Origin of the sequence: Winogradskyella luteola, from assembly GCF_019203985.1 — a bacterium.
In the GTDB taxonomy this organism is placed as follows: Bacteria; Bacteroidota; Bacteroidia; order Flavobacteriales; family Flavobacteriaceae; genus Winogradskyella; species Winogradskyella luteola.
The window spans coordinates 57636-78194 of the sequence record NZ_JAGSPD010000006.1 but is presented as its reverse complement, the minus strand read 5'-3'; the positions used below and the strand labels follow the sequence as shown (position 1 = coordinate 78194).

18 protein-coding genes are annotated in these 20559 nt (G+C 33.9%); 12 read left to right on the top strand and 6 right to left on the bottom strand.

Annotation, left to right across the window (positions count from 1 at the left end):
* Positions 1-100: 100 nt before the first annotated feature.
* From KCG49_RS08745 to rlmN, 8 genes are all read left to right on the top strand, one after another.
* Positions 101-2332 carry a S9 family peptidase gene (locus KCG49_RS08745; protein WP_218545914.1) on the top strand — a complete coding sequence of 744 codons (2232 nt, stop codon included), beginning with the start codon at positions 101-103 and terminating at the stop codon, positions 2330-2332.
* A 31-nt stretch (positions 2333-2363) separates the two neighbouring features.
* Positions 2364-3761: a peptide MFS transporter gene (locus KCG49_RS08740; protein WP_218545913.1), complete on the top strand. Its 1398-nt coding sequence runs from the start codon at positions 2364-2366 to the stop codon at positions 3759-3761.
* Positions 3762-3837: 76 nt separating this feature from the next.
* Positions 3838-5613 carry a peptide MFS transporter gene (locus KCG49_RS08735; protein ID WP_218545911.1) on the top strand — a complete coding sequence of 592 codons (1776 nt, stop codon included), beginning with the start codon at positions 3838-3840 and terminating at the stop codon, positions 5611-5613.
* 83 nt (positions 5614-5696) lie between these two features.
* Positions 5697-6266 carry a thioredoxin family protein gene (locus KCG49_RS08730; RefSeq protein ID WP_218545909.1) on the top strand — a complete coding sequence of 190 codons (570 nt, stop codon included), beginning with the start codon at positions 5697-5699 and terminating at the stop codon, positions 6264-6266.
* Between the two features lie 57 nt (positions 6267-6323).
* On the top strand, positions 6324-6650 hold the full coding sequence (locus KCG49_RS08725; protein ID WP_218545908.1) for a nucleotide pyrophosphohydrolase: 327 nt from the start codon (positions 6324-6326) through the stop codon (positions 6648-6650).
* Positions 6651-6683: 33 nt separating this feature from the next.
* Complete coding sequence (locus tag KCG49_RS08720) at positions 6684-7913, top strand: 3-phosphoshikimate 1-carboxyvinyltransferase (protein ID WP_218545906.1); 1230 nt, start codon at positions 6684-6686, stop codon at positions 7911-7913.
* A gap of 74 nt (positions 7914-7987) precedes the next feature.
* Positions 7988-9037 carry a tRNA preQ1(34) S-adenosylmethionine ribosyltransferase-isomerase QueA gene (gene queA / locus KCG49_RS08715; RefSeq protein WP_218545904.1) on the top strand — a complete coding sequence of 350 codons (1050 nt, stop codon included), beginning with the start codon at positions 7988-7990 and terminating at the stop codon, positions 9035-9037.
* 116 nt (positions 9038-9153) lie between these two features.
* Positions 9154-10194 carry a dual-specificity RNA methyltransferase RlmN gene (rlmN, locus tag KCG49_RS08710; protein WP_218545903.1) on the top strand — a complete coding sequence of 347 codons (1041 nt, stop codon included), beginning with the start codon at positions 9154-9156 and terminating at the stop codon, positions 10192-10194.
* 52 nt (positions 10195-10246) lie between these two features.
* On the opposite strand, the gene KCG49_RS16450 is transcribed toward rlmN, so the two are convergent.
* A complete protein-coding gene (locus KCG49_RS16450; protein WP_256259928.1) occupies positions 10247-11491 on the bottom strand; it encodes a T9SS-dependent choice-of-anchor J family protein in 1245 nt (414 codons plus the stop codon).
* A gap of 441 nt (positions 11492-11932) precedes the next feature.
* Positions 11933-13543: a T9SS-dependent choice-of-anchor J family protein gene (locus KCG49_RS08700; protein ID WP_218545901.1), complete on the bottom strand. Its 1611-nt coding sequence runs from the start codon at positions 13541-13543 to the stop codon at positions 11933-11935.
* A 133-nt stretch (positions 13544-13676) separates the two neighbouring features.
* Here KCG49_RS08700 and KCG49_RS08695 point away from each other — a divergent pair, with 133 nt between their 5' ends.
* The 4 genes from KCG49_RS08695 (at position 13677) to KCG49_RS08680 (ending at position 17317) form a co-directional block, all read left to right on the top strand.
* Positions 13677-14654: a polyprenyl synthetase family protein gene (locus KCG49_RS08695; protein ID WP_218545899.1), complete on the top strand. Its 978-nt coding sequence runs from the start codon at positions 13677-13679 to the stop codon at positions 14652-14654.
* Positions 14655-14773: 119 nt separating this feature from the next.
* On the top strand, positions 14774-15337 hold the full coding sequence (locus tag KCG49_RS08690; protein ID WP_218545897.1) for an RNA polymerase sigma factor: 564 nt from the start codon (positions 14774-14776) through the stop codon (positions 15335-15337).
* A complete protein-coding gene (locus KCG49_RS08685) occupies positions 15324-16106 on the top strand; it encodes a hypothetical protein (protein WP_218545895.1) in 783 nt (260 codons plus the stop codon). Before KCG49_RS08690 ends, KCG49_RS08685 begins: the two co-directional genes overlap by 14 nt.
* A gap of 113 nt (positions 16107-16219) precedes the next feature.
* The gene (locus tag KCG49_RS08680) at positions 16220-17317 is read left to right on the top strand and encodes a hypothetical protein (RefSeq protein WP_218545894.1); all 1098 of its coding nucleotides are present in this window, start codon (positions 16220-16222) and stop codon (positions 17315-17317) included.
* Positions 17318-17407: 90 nt separating this feature from the next.
* Here the strand turns inward: KCG49_RS08680 and KCG49_RS08675 are convergent, their stop codons facing one another.
* The 4 genes from KCG49_RS08675 to KCG49_RS08660 form a co-directional block, all read right to left on the bottom strand.
* Complete coding sequence (locus KCG49_RS08675) at positions 17408-17974, bottom strand: hypothetical protein (protein ID WP_218545892.1); 567 nt, start codon at positions 17972-17974, stop codon at positions 17408-17410.
* Between the two features lie 95 nt (positions 17975-18069).
* Positions 18070-19134 carry a nucleotidyltransferase family protein gene (locus tag KCG49_RS08670; RefSeq protein ID WP_218545891.1) on the bottom strand — a complete coding sequence of 355 codons (1065 nt, stop codon included), beginning with the start codon at positions 19132-19134 and terminating at the stop codon, positions 18070-18072.
* Between the two features lie 30 nt (positions 19135-19164).
* Positions 19165-20301, bottom strand: coding sequence for a hypothetical protein (locus tag KCG49_RS08665; RefSeq protein ID WP_218545888.1), 1137 nt, complete (start codon positions 20299-20301; stop codon positions 19165-19167).
* 15 nt (positions 20302-20316) lie between these two features.
* The gene (locus tag KCG49_RS08660; protein WP_218545886.1) at positions 20317-20484 is read right to left on the bottom strand and encodes a hypothetical protein; all 168 of its coding nucleotides are present in this window, start codon (positions 20482-20484) and stop codon (positions 20317-20319) included.
* Between the last annotated feature and the right edge of the window lie 75 nt (positions 20485-20559).

Sequence of the window (20559 nt, the reverse complement as noted above, 5' to 3'; positions counted from 1 at the left end):
CATCTATCATTAATTATTAATCACAAAGCGAAATGATAATTTGGATGTTCCATGTGACTGTTGAAAAACAATACATATTAACACATGAAATAGAAATTTAATGAGAATAAGACACTTCGCTGCAATAGTAGGATTTTTAACAACTGCTTTAATTTATGGTCAAGACAAACAGATTTCACTCGAAGATATCTGGAGCGGTGAATTTAGGACAGAAGGCATGCAAGCCTTGCATTCAATGAAGAATGGAAAGCAATATTCAGTCTTGAATTTTGATAGGAATACCAGAACTTCTACAATAGATATTTACGATTATAAGACTTTAGAAAAAGTGAAAACTTTGGTGTCTTCTGAAGAGATTTCAGAAATCCAAGGTTTTTTTGATTACAGTTTCAGCGATGATGAGACCAAGGTAATTTTAACGACTAACGAAGTACCTGTTTTTAGACGCTCGAGATTAGGTGAGTATTATGTCTACGATCTTAAAACTAAAGTTTTAACCAAAGTATCTGATGATTTGGTACAAGAGCCAACATTATCACCAGATGGATCGAAAATTGCTTATGGTTTTGAAAATAACCTTTATGTAAAGTATTTAGAATCAGGTAAAGTAAAGCAACTTACGGATGATGGTGAAAAGAACAGAATTATAAACGGCATTACGGATTGGGTTTATGAAGAAGAGTTCAGCTTTGTTAGAGCTTTTGACTGGAATGCGGATAGCAACTTAATTGCTTACATTCGTTTTGATGAATCTGAAGTACCAGAGTTTTCAATGGATGTTTATGGTTCTGGCTTATACCAGACGCAGCAAGTTTTTAAGTATCCTAAAGCAGGTGAGGCCAACTCTAAAGTGTCTTTGCATCTATATGATTTAGATACCAACAAGACGCAAACTTTAGAAGTTGATAAAGCGTATACGGATTATTACATCCCAAGAATAAAATGGACTAAAGATCCAAAAATACTAAGTGCGCAATACATGAATCGTCACCAAAATGAACTAGATCTTTGGATGATTGATACTTACGCAATGAGCTATGACTTGGTCTTAGAGGAAAAAGACAAGGCCTATGTCGATGTCACATTCGACCTTACATTTTTAAGGGATAACAGTTTTATCTGGACAAGCGAAAAGGACGGTTACAATCATATTTATCATTATTCAAAAGATGGAAAGTTGCTAAACCAAGTCACTAAGGGCAATTGGGAAGTGACCAATTACTATGGGTTCAACGAAAAAGAGAATACTATTTATTTTCAATCAACCGAAAACGGTTCAATTAATAGGGATGTGTATTCCATTAAATTAAACGCAAAAGACAAAGAACGTCTAACTAAAACTGACGGCACTAATAGCGCATCTTTTAGTGCGGATTTCACCTATTTTATCAATACACATTCTAGTGCTACAATTCCACCAGAATATACATTGCATAATTCTAAATCAGGAAAACTTGTAAAAGGGATTAAAGACAATGATAAATTGGCTCAAAAAGTAGGAGATTATGTTACATCCAAAAAAGAATTCAGTACTATAAATGTGAATGGTAATGATTTGAATATGTGGATGATTAAACCAGCAGATTTTGATGAATCGAGAGAATACCCACTCTTTATGTACCAGTATTCTGGTCCAGGTTCGCAGCAAGTGGCTAACCGTTGGAATGGTGCTAACGATTATTGGTATCAGATGTTGGCACAGCAAGGATATATTGTAGTTTGTGTCGATGGTAGGGGAACAGGTTTTAAAGGCGCAAACTTTAAAAAAGTAACTCAGAACGAACTCGGTAAATACGAAGTTGAAGATCAAATTGCTGCAGCTAAAAAATTAGGAGCTTTACCATATATTGATGAAGGACGTATAGGAATTTGGGGTTGGAGCTACGGAGGCTTTATGAGTAGTAATGCTCTGTTTAAAGGTAATGATGTCTTTAAAATGGCAATTGCCGTAGCACCGGTGACAAGCTGGAGATTCTACGACACCATTTATACAGAACGCTATATGACGACTCCACAGGAAAACCCAAGCGGTTATGATGAAAACTCTCCAATAAATCATGTAGATAAATTAGAAGGTGATTTTCTTTTAATTCATGGTTCTGGTGATGATAATGTACATTTACAGAATACCATGCGTATGGTCGAAGCGTTGGTGCAAGCCGATAAGCAATTTGAGTGGATGATTTATCCAGATAAAAATCATGGCATTTATGGAGGAAATACAAGATTACATTTATATAAAAAGATGACGAATTTTATCAATAGAACTTTAGGTGATAAGCTTAAAAAAGAAGATAAAAAAGAACAAGAAACATCTAAGATAAAAGGCTAAATAAGAATTATTACTAACTAAAATATATTATATGTCAACAGCAATTAAACAACCGCATCAAAGAGAACTATTTGGCCACCCAGTAGGTTTATTCATATTGTTTTTTACAGAAATGTGGGAACGCTTTTCTTATTATGGAATGCGAGCAATTCTAGTTTTATATTTAGTAGCTCAAGCAACAGGTGATAACGCAGGTCTTGGATGGACAAACGGTGAAGCCTTGGCGCTATATGGTTGGTACACTATGTTGGTATATGTAGCTTCAATACCTGGGGGTTGGATAGCGGATAAATTTCTAGGACAGAAGAAATCGGTATTATATGGTGGAATTCTACTAGTGGCTGGACACAGTATTTTAGCTATAGAACAGATGTGGGCATTCTACACAGGTTTAGGACTTATCATAGCTGGTGTAGGAATGCTCAAGCCTAATATATCTACAATGGTAGGCGGATTGTATAAGCAAGGCGATATTAGAAGGGATAAAGGCTTCACTATATTTTATATAGGCATTAACATAGGAGCATTTTTATCGAGTTTAATTGTTGGTTACGTTGGTGAAGTTCACGGATGGCATTATGGTTTTGGGCTTGCAGGAATTGGTATGGCTTTAGGATTATTGCAGTATTTAGTTGGTCAAAAGTATTTGAAAACTGTTGGTAATTTTACTGGTGATTCCGAAAACGAAGAGGAAAAAGCAGCTATGAAACGTCCCTTAACTAAAGTTGAAAAAGATCGTGTAGTGGTCTTATTTATTTCCTTTTTACTTGTTATTGTTTTTTGGGGGGCTTTTGAACAAGCTGGAGGCTTAATGAATATTTATGCTATGGACAATACAAATAGGATGCTAATGGGATGGGAAGTTCCAGCTTCTTGGTTCCAATCATTGAATGCTATGTTTATTATTTTCTTAGGAACTTCAGTAGCTGCCTATTGGGCAAGTCGAAAACTTAAGGGTAAAAATGCAACATCATTATTTAAAATGATAATAGGTTTAATAATAATGGGTACAGGATTTTTCTTTATGTCTGCTGCGTCTGCTCAATTTGAAAGTACAGGTTCTTCCGCTATGTACTGGTTAGTTTTAGCCTATTTGTTTCATACCATAGGAGAGCTTTGCATTTCACCAGTTGCTTTATCCTACATTACAAAGCTTGCACCATTAAAATATGCTTCTCTAATGATGGGTGTATATTTTGCTATGACAGGTTTCGGTAATAAGCTAGCAGGTCTTTTAGGTGAAGCTTCAGAAAAATTAGGAGAGTTCACAATTTTTACAGGAATAGCTATGTTTTGTGTTGCTTTTGGACTTATAGTTATGGTTTTCAGAAAGAAATTAGAGACATTAACCCACGGAGCCGAAGATAACGAACATGAGATATTAGAAGCCGAAAAATATGAATTGGCAGATCCGGATATTAATAATTAAAGTAAAAAAGTTAGAGCCCTTATACTCAATTGTATATAAGGGCTTTTTCCATTTAACTAACTAAACTATCTAATTTATGAATGATTCATCCGAAAATTTTTTCGAAACAAAAGTAATGGGACATCCTGCGGGATTGTTCGTACTCTTCTTTACCGAAATGTGGGAACGCTTTTCCTATTACGGAATGCGAGCTATTTTGGTTATATTTTTAACAGGATTAGTTGCTGGTGAAAATCCAGGTTGGGGATGGGACAAGCCTGCGGCACTTTCGTTGTTAGGTACTTATGCCATGCTTGTTTATCTAACGCCTATTATTGGCGGTTGGTTAGCGGATAACAAAATTGGTTATCGAATGGCTGTAGTAATTGGCGCATTACTAATGACTCTAGGGCATGCTTCAATGGCTGTGGAAACTCCAACATTTTTATATATAGGAATTGCACTTTTGATTCTTGGAAATGGGTTTTTTAAGCCCAATATGACATCGATTATTTCGAAGATGTATGAGGGCCATGATGAGAAAAAGGATGGTGCTTACAATATTTTTTATATGGGAGTAAATGCTGGAGCATTTTTAGGTATTATGTTATGTGGTTGGTTGGGAGAAAATGTTGGTTGGAGCTATGGCTTTGGGTTGGCTGGAATTTTTATGCTTTTAGGTATGCTGCAGTTTTACTATGCACAACCTTTATTTGGTGATGTTGGTGCTAAGCCCAAAAATGAAAATAGAGGAATAATTGACACACTTTCAGAAGATTTAGATACTCAAAAAGAAAAAGCAAGTGATAAATTAAATCATTTTGTAACAATTGATTACTTATTAATAGGCATTTTTATTATTTCAGCACTGATATTTATAATCAATGATCCTTTAAGTAAGATAGGTAACATAAATACACTCAATTTTAGTATAGCAGGAATGACGGATTCTCTGTTTTTTGCACTATTGGCTGCAATTATGTTTATTGTAATTCTTGTAGTAAGAATTCCTCGCTATGAAAGAATAGTTAGAGATAGGATGATAGCTTTTACAATCTTCTGTATTTTTACCATATTCTTTTGGGCAGCTTTTGAACAGGCTGCTGGCTCGTTGCCAATTTATACGCGAGATTTCACAGATAGAGTATTGGAGGGTAATGCCGCTTCTATTTTTAAGATTATAGATGCTATAGTTACAATTGTACCGATAGGGATAATTACATATGTACTATTAAGTTTATTTAGAAAAACATTCAATAGAATTAGTTTATCTAATATTATTCTTGCCATAAGTTTTATTATAATTTGGGCATTGGTAATATATAAGCTTTACGTTAATTTCAGTGCTGAGGCTAAAGAAGTAGAAATAACGTGGTTTGCCATATTAAATTCCCTGTTCATAATTGTGTTTGCGCCATTATTTACAAAATGGTGGGACAGTAAATATAACCCTCCTGCATCAGTTAAATATGGCTTAGGGCTAATCATCATGGCTATTGGTTTCGGATTATTAGCTTTTGCAACTAGAAATGTTCCACTAGGTGCTGAGACTGCAAAATTGAGTATGATCTGGTTAGTTTTTGCTTATTTATTCCACACATTGGGTGAGTTGTGTTTATCCCCAATGGGATTGTCCTATTTAAGTAAGTTGGTACCAGCAAGAATGGTGGCATTTATGTTTGGTGTTTATTATCTGGCCATAGCAATTGGAAATAAGATGGCACATTATGTCGGTGGGGATATTGAAAAAATTACTAGAGAAGACGGTCTCTCTTATTTCTTTTTAATTTTCACAATAGTTCCTGTGGCTTTAGGTTTAGTATCCTTTGCGCTACATCCGCTATTAAAACGATTAATGCACGGAGTACGCTAATCAAAACAGTTAAAAATACTTAAAGTGCTCCTTATAAGGAGCATTTTTTGTAAGTTCGGTATAACATTTGCAACAAATTAGACATGAAGAAAATACATTATATTATAGCATTTATTGCTTTTGGAACATTATTGTCATTTCAAGAAGCAAAAAAAACATCAGGAAAAGAAATCAACTGGATCACTATAGAAGAAGCGGTAGAGCTTCAAAAAAAAGAGCCTAAAAAGATTATTATGGATGTTTACACCAATTGGTGTGGGCCATGTAAGCTGCTAGATAAAAACACGTTCCATAACGCAGACGTTGTGGATTATATTAATGAGCATTATTATGCGGTAAAATTTAATGGAGAAGGAAATGATGTAGTTACGTTTAACGAAAAAACATTTAAAAACCCTAAGTACGATCCGGCAAAAGCTAATAGACGTAATAGTGCGCATGAATTTACTGGGTATCTTAAAGTTAGAGCTTATCCTACAATAGTGTATTTTGATGAAGAGGCTAATATTATTGCACCTATTAGTGGTTATCGTAAGCCACAGCAATTAGAATTATACTTAAAGTTGTTTCAAAGTGACAAATACAAAGAAATGGACACACAAGAAAAGTTTAACGAATACTACAAATCTTTTAAACCAACGTTTAAAGAATAAATAGTTGGATTTTGAAGTATCGTTACTTCTAATTTCTAGAAAAGCAAAGTTACCACAATGAATATAAAAAACGCGCAAAAAGAAGTTGATAATTGGATTAATGAGCATGGCGTAAGATACTTTAACGAGCTAACTAATATGGCACAGCTTACAGAAGAAGTCGGCGAAGTAGCTCGTATTATTGCTAGACGTTATGGTGAGCAAAGTGAAAAGGATAGTGACAAGGATAAAGATCTCGGTGAGGAACTGGCTGATGTTATGTTTGTAGTTTTATGTTTAGCAAATCAGACAGGAATTGATTTGCAGGAAGCATTTGACAGAAAAATGAATTTAAAGGCTAAACGAGACCACAACAGGCATCATAATAACGATAAATTAAAGTAGATTTGTTCCCGCTAAAGCGGGAATCTTTTTTATATGGATATTACAATTCTGAAATCGACAATCGATAATGACCAAAAATCAATTGCTGTAACGGGTTCAAAAAGTGAATCTAATCGCCTGCTCTTGCTCAAAGCTTTATATCCAGGTATTTCCATAGAGAACCTATCCAATTCTGATGATTCAGTATTAATGCAAAACGCTTTGGAATCAAAAGATGAAGTTATTGATATTCATCATGCTGGTACCGCTATGCGTTTTTTAACGGCTTATTTTTCCATTCAAGAAAACCGAGAAGTTATCCTAACAGGATCTTCAAGAATGAAAGAACGACCAATACAGATTTTGGTTGATGCATTAAGACAACTGGGAGCTGATATTAACTATTTGGATAAAGAAGGTTTTCCACCACTAAGAATTAGCGGTAAGAAACTAACCAATTCAAAAGTGATCTTAAAAGCTAACGTGAGCAGTCAATACATTTCGGCTTTGCTGCTTATAGCCTCAAAATTGGATTATGGTTTAGAATTAATTTTAGATGGTAAAATAACTTCTGTACCTTACATTAAAATGACTTTGAGTCTTTTGAATGAAATTGGAATTGAAACTGAATTTAAGGATAATCAGATAACGGTTCAGGCTCAAACCTCAAACCTCAAGCCTCAAACCTTGACAGTAGAGTCAGACTGGTCTTCGGTTTCTTATTTTTATAGTGTTGTAGCACTTAGTGAGGTTGGAACAAAACTCAGCTTATCATCCTATAAAAAAGATTCCCTTCAAGGGGATTCAATCTTATCAGAAGTATATAAAACATTCGGAGTAGAAACTAATTTTGAAGCCAGTACCATAACACTTCATAAATCAACAAACGCTAATCAAAAATTGTCAATACATCTTGATTTAAGCAATGCTCCAGATATAGCACAAACTATTGCTGTAACTGCGTTTGGTTTGGGTATTGCGTGTGATTTAACAGGGCTTCACACACTTAAAATAAAAGAAACAGATAGGTTGGTAGCCCTTAAAACTGAATTGGAAAAATTTGGTGCTGATATAAGTATTACTGATACCTCATTGCACCTAAAATCTTCCAAAGTTATTAAAAGTAATATTTCAGTTGCGACTTACAATGACCATAGAATGGCTATGGCATTTGCACCTTTAGCTCTTACAACTTCAATTCACATCCAAAATGCAGATGTGGTGAGTAAATCCTATCCCCAATTTTGGGAAGACTTTAAAGCTATTGGCTTCAATTTAAAATAAAACAGTCATTTACTTGACAAGGCCTATGTTGAGATTGTATATTTGCATCTTCAAAAAATAAACAACCACTACATATGAAATTATCAAACTTTAGTTTTGATCTTCCAGAAGAATTATTGGCAGAACACCCTGCAGAGCACAGGGACGAAGCAAGATTAATGGTTCTCAATAGAGAAAAGCAAACCATAGAGCATAAGCTCTTTAAGGATGTCATTGATTACTTTGATGAAGGTGATGTAATGATTTTGAACAACACTAAGGTTTTTCCTGCGAGATTATTTGGTAATAAGGAAAAAACAGGTGCTCGTATAGAAGTGTTTTTATTACGTGAGTTAAACCAAGACCAACGTCTATGGGATGTTTTGGTAGATCCTGCTCGTAAAATAAGAATAGGTAATAAACTCTATTTTGGTGAAGACGAGACCTTAGTTGCAGAGGTTATTGACAATACAACATCAAGAGGTCGTACGCTACGATTTTTATATGATGGTTCTTATACAGATTTTAGAAGAAAGTTAACCGAACTTGGTGAAACACCACTTCCCAAATACATTAAAAGAGATGTTGAACCCGAAGATGAAGAGCGCTACCAAACAATTTTTGCTAAGAACGAAGGGGCAGTAGCAGCACCAACTGCAGGTTTACATTTTTCTAAGCACCTTTTAAAGCGTTTAGAAATTAAAGGTGTAGAAATGGCAGAAGTTACGCTTCATGTTGGTTTGGGTACGTTTAATCCAGTTGAAGTTGAGGATTTATCAAAGCACAAAATGGATAGCGAAGAAATTGTGATAACCTCTAGAGCAGCAGATATTATAAATAAGGGTATTGATAATAAAAGGCGTGTCTGTGCTGTTGGTACTACATCAATGCGAACTATTGAAAGTTCTGTATCTTCTAATGGGAGATTAAATGAATTTGAAGGTTGGACCAATAAATTTATATTTCCTCCTTACGACTTCAGTATTGCCAATTGCATGATAACAAATTTCCATACACCAAAATCAACTTTATTGATGATGGTTTCAGCATTTGCAGGTCATGATTTTATGAAAAAAGCTTACGAAGAAGCCGTAAAAGAAAAGTATAAATTCTATTCTTATGGTGATGCCATGCTCATTATCTAATTATAAAGATTGAAAAATTACTACTAGAGCCTCTAGGTCACTGAGCGAAGACGAAGTGTTAGAGGCTTTTTTTATGAATAGGTTTTCCGCCTCATTTAAGTAACTTTGCAATCACAATGGAAATAAAAAAGAAAGACATACGAGCACTAACCAAAGAACAACTGAGAGAATTCTTTGTAAAGCAAGGAGATAAAGCTTTTAGAGGTAATCAGGTATACGAATGGTTATGGCAAAAATCAGCACATAGTTTTGAGGATATGACCAATATATCTTTAGAAACAAGACAGATGTTGAAAGACAACTTTGTTATCAACCATATAAAGGTAGATCAAATGCAGCGGAGTTCTGATGGTACAATAAAGAATGCTGTACGGTTACATGATGACTTAATTGTAGAGTCTGTTTTAATTCCTACAGCTACACGTACTACTGCTTGTGTATCGTCTCAAGTGGGCTGTAGTTTAGATTGTAAATTTTGTGCCACTGCACGATTAAAACGTATGCGTAATCTTAACCCAGATGAAATTTACGATCAAGTCGTGGCTATTGATAATGAAAGCAGATTGTATCATGGAAGACCTTTGAGTAATATTGTTTTTATGGGAATGGGAGAGCCACTTATGAACTACAACAACGTACTCAAAGCCATTGGCAAAATAACTTCACCAGAAGGTTTGGGCATGTCACCAAAACGTATTGTGGTGTCTACGTCTGGAGTACCAAAAATGATTAAAAAAATGGCGGACGACGAGGTGAAATTTAAGTTAGCCGTGTCTTTGCATTCTGCTATTGATGAGGTAAGGACTTCCATTATGCCTTTTAATGCGACGTTTCCATTAAATGATTTGCGAGAAGCTTTGCAATATTGGTATGCTAAAACCAAAAATAGAATCACGTACGAATATGTAGTTTGGGATGGCATTAATGATAAGAAAAAAGATGTGGATGCTTTAGTGGAATTTTGCAAGTTTGCACCAAGCAAAGTGAATCTTATCGAATACAACCCAATTGATGATGGTGAATTTCAACAGGCCAATTCACAAGCTTTGGATATGTACGTCAATGTTTTAGAAGCTAACAATATCACGGTAACTGTAAGACGGAGTAGAGGCAAGGATATAGATGCGGCTTGCGGTCAGTTGGCAAATAAAAGTTAGAATAAAAAAGCGGCATTAAGCCGCTTTTTATAAGTAAAATATGATGTAAAGATTAGTTCTTCACAAACTTAATTGTTTTTGAGTTTCCGTTAATGCTTACTTTCGCTAAATATACACCATCATTTAATGATGAAACATCAATAGATTCAGAAGTATTACTCAGTGGTTTTGAAACTACACTTTGACCTAAAAGAGAATAAACTTCAACATTAGTCATCTCTGAATTAGAAGATTCTAGATTAAGTGTTTTTGAAACCTTGTCATAGTTATGTGTGAATACATTTTGTTCAAACTCATTTATACTAAGAGTAACATCAATTCCAATATTATCAATATTAAGTACAAATTCATCAGAAACTGCATGGTGTCTAAAAGCAAAATAAACTGTTTGACCAACAAAGCTGCTAATATCGAGAGTTCTACTCTCAAAGTTTCCGAAACCATCCATATCGGGATCATTAGAGGAAAGTGTTTCAGTAAACGTTGTGCTACTTGATTCCAAATCTATTATTGAATTGTTGGTAGCAACATAAACACTATAATTTTCAGCAGCAAAATCTGGGTCTATTCCTCTAGTGTCCCAAGAAAGTTCAATAAGATCTCCAGTACTGTAAGAGGTTAAATCAATTTGAGGTGAGATTAACCAATTGTCTGGTGTTAATGCAATGTCATTCCATGAAGCTGAACCAAGCATAGGGTTACCATCTGGTACCATATTACCATCTTGGTCATAGTCAGCTGTAAACCAACCCTGTCCATCCCCATCACTATCTATAGTTTCCCAGCAAGCAATAAATGTATTTGGATTAGTAAAATCATCAAAAAATGGTAAGGAGCCATCAGGGCAGCTAACAGCTTCTTCTGTAATCTCAAAATCAAACTGTGAATCAGACCACCTATCATCCCAATGCAGATAGTAAGTTGTACCAGAAGTAACAGCGAAGGTAATGTTCGTGAGGTAATTTGTGTCACTCACATCATCTCCCACCGCATAACATGTCAAAGCTCCACAGGTTCCAGTAAATATACTTAAGCGCGTATCATCACTATTCGTTATACCATCATTTTGAGGTAAATCGGAGTTTACAGTAGCTACGCCGTCCAAAGTGGCGGTAAATGCATACCATTCACCAAATGTAGCAGCTGTATCCCAATTGCAACCATTGTCCACAGTTCCGTTTATTGTACCAACTGAAATAGTGGTACTTACAGTTGCAGCTAAAGCTGTAGCGCAAGTATCTTGGGCATAATTAAATTGAAAAGCTATAAAAGCTAATAGTAAAGTAATTTTTTTCATGGATTATTATTTTTAATTAATACTATTAAAAATATAGAAAATATTTAATATTTATGTTAAATATCGGATGTATGTCAATTTAAAGTAGTTGATGAGAGAATTTAAGTAGAGGTTTAATCTAGAATTCTTTTTTAAATTAAAATCTTAAACTTTCATCAACTAAAAGTAAATATATTTTGCTTCATAATTTCATGACTTTGCACTAAGATAGCTTAGTTTGCAAATAGTTTTGATATAGAACTTATTGAATTCAAGTCAATTAAAAAGAGAGTTTGCAATTGTCTCACTTAACGAGATCACATATATAAGTATTGCATTGCATAATAATGTAATAATTAACAGATTGAAATGCAGATATTGCTCATGAGTAAAGGCTACAAAGGATTAAATAAAAAAGCGGCTGAAAAGCCGCTTTTCTATAAGTATTGTTGGTAAAGATAATTAGTTCTTTACAAACTTAATTGTTTTAGAATTTCCATCAATGCTTACTTTAGCTAAATATACACCATCATTTAATGATGACACATTAATAGATTCAGAAGTATTGCTTAAAGGTTTAGAAATTACATTTTGACCAAGTAGAGAAAATACATCCACTTTTGTCATAGCTCCACTAAAAGATTCTAAATTAAGTGTTTTTAATTCTTTATTATAATTATGTGTAAAAGCACTAGCATCAAAGCTATCAACACTCAATTGGCTTGTAATGTTCAGATCATCTATAATTACAGAATTTCCTACTTCTACTGTAGCAAGAAAACTAGATTTATCTCTAACACCAAAATAATAAGATCCATCACTGGAAGGAGTGAAAGAGGCCATTCTTTGTACATAAGTCAAATTATCTAAATCATCAAAAGTTGCTAGAACTGTGTTAGCTGTACCATCGTTAGTCGTTGCTACTACAATCTCTATATCTTTATTTGGTCTTACAGGTGTTGTAGATGATGCTGCTGCAAAATTCCTTTGTTGAAAAGTAAAGGTATATTCATTGGCTGTGGTTAAATCAAATGGTCCAATAAATACAGTTGCGTCTGCATCTGCATCAGAAAATGTACTAGAGGAAAACATATAACTTATACCATTACTAGCAAAATCATTTGTAGTGTCACCATCAGTGGTATTGTCTTGTCCAAAATTCCAACTACCGGTGTTATTATCAAAAGATAATCCTAAATTGAGTAAAAGTGCTTGGTTAGCATCAGGCTCTAAATCTTCAGTATGTGGCAATGTACTGAGGTCGTCTGGTGCCGTGCCTACAACAATCTCTACATAGCTGGAATCACCATCAAAACCACAATCTTGTCTAACAAAAACGTTATAAGATACTCCTGGAGTTAAATTACTAATTTGGTAAGTATCACCATTTGTAATAAGTGCTGTACTACCACCACTACCTTGCGTATAAGGAAATTCACCCCATTCTACATTAAAGTTTCCAACAGTATTTGTTGATATATCTACTGTTGTAGAAGAAAAATCATCGAATGTAACTACTGGTGCAGGGCAATCTGGCAATGCCTCAAGATTCACATCATCTAAACCCCATCCGTCACCATCATTATTCTCCATAACAAAAGCAATGTAAATAGTACTACCTACATAAGCATCTAAATCTACGGTAAATGGCTGAAAACCAGCACCGTTGGTATCTAACTCATCTACAGTTAACAAAATATCTGTAAAGCCAGCAATATTGGTCTGATTGGCATCAGTTGAAATTCTAACAGTTACTTCAGAGCCAAAATCAGGTGCATTAAAATCAGTCATAAAAAATGATAACTGGTTAGTCGTGGAAGTTATAGTAACTTGCGGAGTAACTAGCCAATCTTCTGCGGTAACTCCACCTGCGAGTACTTCAGACCATCTAACAGATGCGTAGTCGTCGTCGTCGTTAATTGTCCAATTCCATGTTGTGCCTTCACCATTTGCCCCTATAAATTCAACCCATCCTGCAGGTAGATTCGGACCACCATCAAAACTTTCGGGGAATTGAGCATAGCTTATTGCGCTTATTGAAAGGGCTAATAGTAGTAAAGTAATTTTTTTCATAAAGATTGTTTTTTAGATTAATAGCCCTAAAGTTACAAATAATTGTCTTTATAGAATGTTAAAAGTCTATAATTCATTTTTTAAGAATAAAACCTTACTATAATTCGTAATTTTGCAGAGTTCAAAATTATAAATGAAAATAACCGAACAAATAAAACAACCTATTGCTTATGAGATGGAACTTTTTGAACAGAAGTTTCAGCTCTCTATGGCAAGCAAGGTTGCACTCCTAAACAGGATAACACATTATATCGTTAACCGCAAGGGTAAACAAATGCGGCCTATGTTTGTGTTTTTGGTAGCTAAGATGCTCAATAATGGAGAAGTTAGTGAGCGTACCTACCGTGGTGCTTCGGTGATAGAGCTCATCCATACAGCCACGCTGGTCCATGATGATGTAGTTGACGATAGTAACCGAAGACGCGGTTTCTTTTCTATTAATGCACTCTGGAAAAATAAAATTGCCGTACTTATTGGTGATTACTTATTATCCAAAGGCTTATTACTTTCTATAGACAACAATGATTTTGATTTATTAAAAATCATCTCCGTTGCCGTACGTGAAATGAGTGAAGGCGAATTACTTCAAATTGAAAAAGCCAGACAACTCGATATTACTGAGACTGTGTATTATGAAATTATTCGTCAAAAAACAGCAACCTTAATTGCGGCATGTTGTAGTCTAGGTGCAGCTTCCGTGAAACCAAATTTACCAGAAGTAGAAACTATGAGAAAGTTTGGTGAACTTATCGGTATGGCATTTCAAATAAAAGACGATTTGTTCGATTATGGGGAAGAAGCTATAGGAAAACCAACAGGAATTGACATCAAAGAGCAAAAAATGACCTTGCCTTTAATTCATGTTTTAAATAATTGCTCTAAAAAAGAAAAATCTTGGTTAATCAACTCCATTAAAAATCATAACAAGGACAAGAAACGTGTTAAGGAAGTGATTGCCTTTGTGAAATCTAATAATGGCTTAGATTATGCTATTTCAAAAATGAAGCTTTTTCAAAAAGAAGCCCTCAATTTATTGAACGATTATCCTGAATCACCATATAAATCTTCGCTTAAGCTTATGGTGAATTATGTTATTGATAGAAAAAAATAAATTTTATTTATTTGATAATCAGTAAATTGAATGTTTATTGTGGTATTTTTCACTTTTCAGACAACCATTAATACAACAATTGCGTCTTTATAAGTAGAAGTGCAATCGTAATTAACAAAATGAAAGTTATCCAACTTCATAAAAACGAAACAAAACTTATACAAAGAGCAGCGAAGCATAATCGCGAAGCACAGCATGTGCTATATGAGTTACATGCGCCAAAAATGTTAAGTGTTTGTAGATACTATATAAAAGATGTATACCAGGCAGAAGAAGTAATGTTGAACGGCTTTTTTAAGGTGTTTAAGTACTTAAAGACATTTAAAAATGAAGGCAGTTTTGAAGGTTGGATAAGACGAATTATGGTAAGGGAAGCCATCTCATACCTAAGAAAGAAAAAGCATATTGAGTTTGCTGCAGAAGATGAATACCTAGAGCACGATTACGCCAATAATATTAAGACTAATATTGAAGTTGCAGAAATTCAGCAATTGATAGATAGTTTACCAGAAGGTTACAAAATGGTATTTGTAATGTATGCTATAGAAGGCTACAAACATTATGAAATAGCTGAATTGTTAAATATTTCTGAAGGCACTTCGAAATCACAATTGTTTAAAGCACGACAAATGCTTCAGAAAAAAATAAAAGAACTAAATAACAGTAGTTATGGCACCAATTAAATTTGAAGAACAGTTAAAGGATAAGCTCGAAAAACGCAGCTTATCACCATCAGCAGATAGTTGGGCAAAACTGTCTAAGCATCTAGATACCGAAGAAAAGAAAGCCAAAAACCCTTGGTTTTGGTGGATGGGGATTGCTGCAGGCTTAATCCTTATGCTGGCCATTGCAGTACAAACACTGGGTTCTAAAGCTGTTAATAATACAATACCAGAGCTGGTAGAAGAAGATACAATCGAAAATGAAATCGAAGGCTTACAATCTAATATAAATGAGATAAAAACTACCGAATTAGTTATAGAAGATGAACAAATTGAAGAAAAAATCAGTACTAGTCAGGTTAAAGAAAAACCAAAAATTATTGATTATAAATCGGTAATTCTCAAAAAGCAAAAGACTAAAACACAACTTGTAAATACAGATAAATCTGAAAGCATAAAAATAGAAGAACCTAACAAAGTTAGCAATGGGCAAAAGCCTATAATTAGTCAACCAGAAATTAAAGAAGGCGCAGTTGTGCAAGCCATCAATGAATTTAAATCTGAAAATAAAACAGTTACGGACAGAGAAGTAGACTCATTATTGAAACTTGCGAGCAAGGAACTTTTCAAAGATAAATTACAAAAACAAACTAGCAAAACTGTTGATGCCAATTCCCTATTGCAAGATGTGGAAGAGGAAATGGGTCAATCGTTTAGGAGCAAAGTGTTTGAAGCGCTTAAAGACAGTTACGAGACAATTAAAACTGCAGTTGCAGAGCGTAACAATTAACAAATTATAATTAAGACAGGAATTCTGTTAAAGAGAACTGTAATAAGAATCAAATGGCATTAGGTTACGGCAAGTAGCCAAAATAAACATCAATAATCAAAAAACGAACAGTTATGAACACAATTACAAGATTAGTAGTCTACACCATTATTGCAATGACATTTGCTACTGTACAGGGGCAGGATAGAAAGCTAGATTCTATTAGAAAAGTAGAGGTAGACGAAAAAATCAATGACTTAGAAAACGAAAAAACTAAAATCGAAGCTCAAGAAAAAGAGATTTTGAAACTTAAGATTTCTAAAATCAATAAACGGTTAGATAAGAAGGAAATTACTGCAGAGGAGGCAGAAAACCTCAAAAAAGAAGCTGCTAAAATAGCTGCACTAAACATTGAAACCAGAACTGAGATAATTAATGGAAAAATAGCACTTTTAAATAGAAATGGTTATGACGCATATCAACACAAAAGAGATGATGATGGATTTATCCTAAGGATTGGTGGTGATGAAAATACAAGTGAAAGCTTTATATACATTGGTGAAAAATCACAAGATAAGCCTAGAAAATATGATAGGAGAACCACAGAAGATGTTGTTTTTGCCATAGGGTTTAATAATGCTTTAATTGATGGACAGAGTATAGACGACTCACCGTATAAAATAGGAGGTTCTGGATTTTTGGAATTGGGTTATGCTTGGAAAACGAGAATCTTTGACAACACTAACTTCTGGAGATTAAAGTATGGATTTTCATTTCAATGGAATAAGTTAGACATTAAAGACGATCAATATTTTGTGAATAATGACGACGAAATTTCGCTACAAGAGTTTCCATCTAATTTAGATAAAGCAAAATTTAGAACCACCAATTTAGTGTTTCCAGTACATTTAGAATTCGGGCCGTCTAAAAAGATTGAAAAAGAAGATTACTTTAGATACTCAACCCGTAAAAAATTAAAAATAGGTTTAGGTGGTTATGCAGGTCTTAACATTGGAAGTATGCAAAAGCTAAAGTACAAAGAAGACGGTAACCGTATTAAAGATAAACAACGTGGAGGTTTTGAAGTTAGCAGTTTCGTCTATGGTCTAAGTGGTTATGTAGCACTTGGCGAAGTGGCTTTGTATGTTAAGTATGATCTTAACCCATTATTTAAAAACCAAGCGATTGACCAAAACAATATTTCTGTCGGAGTCCGTTTTGATATGGACTAGATTTGCTAATTTTTTGAGTGCTAATTAGGTCAAACAAAAAAGTCTCATTTGTAAAAATGAGACTTTTCAATATATAATGTCTTAAAACTTTTACAATGCAAATATAGCTTGTATGTGAGTTTGGTAATGATTATTATCAAGTCCGCTATCAGAGTGGTCTAAAGCAAATTTACCTATAACTTGCGCTCGAATTCCAAATGTTTGTCTTCTATTTAACCAAAATAAAACACCACCACCCAGGTTAAGTGAAACATTGGTATTGTCAATATGGAAAAATCCAACACCTGCATTACCGTAAAAATCTATCCAGTCAGCACTAGGGAACAAATGTTTACCAAAATAATATTTGGCATGGGTGTCAAATGACATGTAAGTGTAGTCTTCAGGTAATTCTACACCATCAATTTCATCTCCCTCGCTAAATGAATTTAAAGTAAAGGCTTGCTCAATAGATAAACCCGAAGTCCAACCCACTTCAACAGCAAGAGATACAGGGATATTGATTGCCCAATCACCTATTCCGTTAATTGGCGATTGAGTACCTTGACTATTAATGGCATTTAAACCGACGCTTCCAAACCATTGCTTATCGTTTGATTGGCTAAATGAGCATATAGAAAAGGCTAAAAGTGTTGTTAATAAAAGTAATTTTCTCATGAAAAATATAAATTTAGAAAGTCAAAGTTAAACTTTATGGTTTATAAAACAAATAATCATACATAGATATTGTTGCAAATATCATTAAAAAAAAATTAAGAATTGTTCAAAATGGATATAAAATAGTTGTAAACACGCCTTCTGTCTGCAAATAAAGCCTTTCTGTAGGCCTTGTTAGTTAAGAGATATGGAATTCGTTTTAATAAAATGGTAAAAAAATGGGTTAGTTTTAGAAGTCTATTCCAAAATTTATAAAAAACCCTGTGTCTTAGTTTATAGTGGTAAAAAGCCGTAGTAAAATTTGTTTTTAAACCACTCATCTTCTGTATGTCCTCGAAAAATAAACCGGCTAACCTAAAATATTTTTTAAAAACTCTATTCTTGTATGTTGTTATATCCATTTTTTGCCTTCTTTGTAAAGAAATAGTATCATAAATAGACCTAAAACTAATGCCATTGTATAAATTACCATAATCATTGATTTGATAGTTAAGAATATTATGATTAAAGAGATGTTCTTGTGAAGGAATTGATACATTGTTTTTTTTACGTTTGTAAGCTAAAAGATTTGCATTAGAAAGTTCTTTCTCTTTATATGTTACAAATAGTTTTCTATGTAATTCCACAGCAGAGATATTTTTTTTTGTTTTTAATCTAGGTAAATGTTTATGCTCAAAAAAGGTATCGCCAAAAGTTTGTTCTATGGGCGTATAACCATTGTTTTGCAAAAGGTTAAAGGCAAAATCTAGTTGCTTTAAGTCTACAAGAATGTCTATATCACCAATCATTCGTTCGGCAATATCATTATAATAATCAGCGGCCAGAAGTGCTGTACCTTTTAAGAATAGATGGTTAACATTATGCTGATTAAGCAATTGAGATAATATATGTACTTGCTTGAGTATAGATGTATTTCTGTTTCTATTAATTGATGTGATCTCTTCTAAATAAGTATTTAACTCGTCTGGTAAAACGAGTAGAAGGCCCTTGGCTTTAAGTCTGCAATAAAGAGCGGGTAAAATCAGGTGTTTACTGCCCTCAACAACAATAGCATCCCAATTGAATTTTGGATTACTGAGAGTTTTTTCTAACTCAGAATCTGTAGTTTCAAAACTTAGGATATCTGCAATATGTTGGTATGTAGTGGCTAGATTATCCATAAAGTTTAAAATAAAACTCTAATATAAGTATTATTGGTTTTTTTTTAGCTTTTGAAAAAGAGAAGATAATTCAGTTTTAACGCTTTCTGTTTCACTGTAGGTTAGTTGATATATGTCAACAGTTTCTAGCCAATCTAAAAACTGCTTGGCATGTAAAGTGTTGGGTGATAGCCAAGAATCTGGGATAAGTGTTTCTAAAAGTGTTTTTACTGAGGTGTTTTCTAAATTCAACTTTGCACCATTATTATAATTCACCATAACTATGGCTTTACATGGGTAGCTGTTTTTCTTTGTATTGGGAAAAGGCACGTATTTTATAGCTCCTTTGGATGTATTAAAAACCGTTATTGGTAATTCGTCAAAATTTTTCACTACTGATTGTAATAAGCCAAATGCACCTTTTTTTATAGATATGGCTGAAGGATTATGATAAATATGGCAATCTTCTGAAAGTATTGGGGAAACATCATCTGCCAATAATTCATAGCCATTAGCCGCTAATATAGCGCATAACGTACTTTTTCCTTTTCCAGATTGACCCACAAATAAAATTGAGTTATGGCCATCGGTTATCGTAGAACCATGAAATGTTCCTATCCAGTCAGACTCTTGCTTATTATGTATTACAGAAAGTAACTCCATAACAAACTTACCTTGTAATAGATGATAATCGCGCTTAGGTACTGATCTGATTAATTGCTTATCTCTGAACAAACATAATTGATCATTATCTAGGTAAATATCAAAAGTAATTTGTGCTTCTTCTTTTTGCTTAACTTCAAGATGAGCTATTGAAGGATGTATGGTTTTTTTTACCAATTCAGAATCGTAGTTGATTTGAATTAGTTTGCCATTCGTATCATATTGTTTAAATGTTTTACAATGCGAAGGTTTAAATTTTAGATTAGCTTTTTCAATAGATGCCTTAGCTGTATTGCAACCCTTCAAATACGATTGAAGTTGTTTTGCAATCAATTTAGGGTCAGATACATCGTCATGCAACGCTATCTTACTAGCAAATTCATCTAATGAATTGGATTGAAAATAATTATCTAAAAGGATCTTGAATTCTAATTCTACAATACTGTAGTTGTTAGATTTAGAGTACCACAAGACCCAATAAGAACCAAACAGCCTTTGATAAGTCGGTGCTAATTGGTAATTCAAAATATAATAGGAAAATTAATCTGGAGCGAAAGGATTTCCACCTGCATCTGGCGGGGAAGACGATTGCGCTTTAAGTGGATTTAAAATCACAAAAGTTCCAACAGCTGTTAATGCAGCATATTTGCCCATTTTTTTAATGGCATCTTTACGTGTAATTTTATCTGTATGGTTGTCTTTTTTCATGGGACTAGCCTATAGTTTGATTCAAAAATAGTAAAATAATTTATTTAACAATGAAAAATGTTAAAAGGTTTGCTT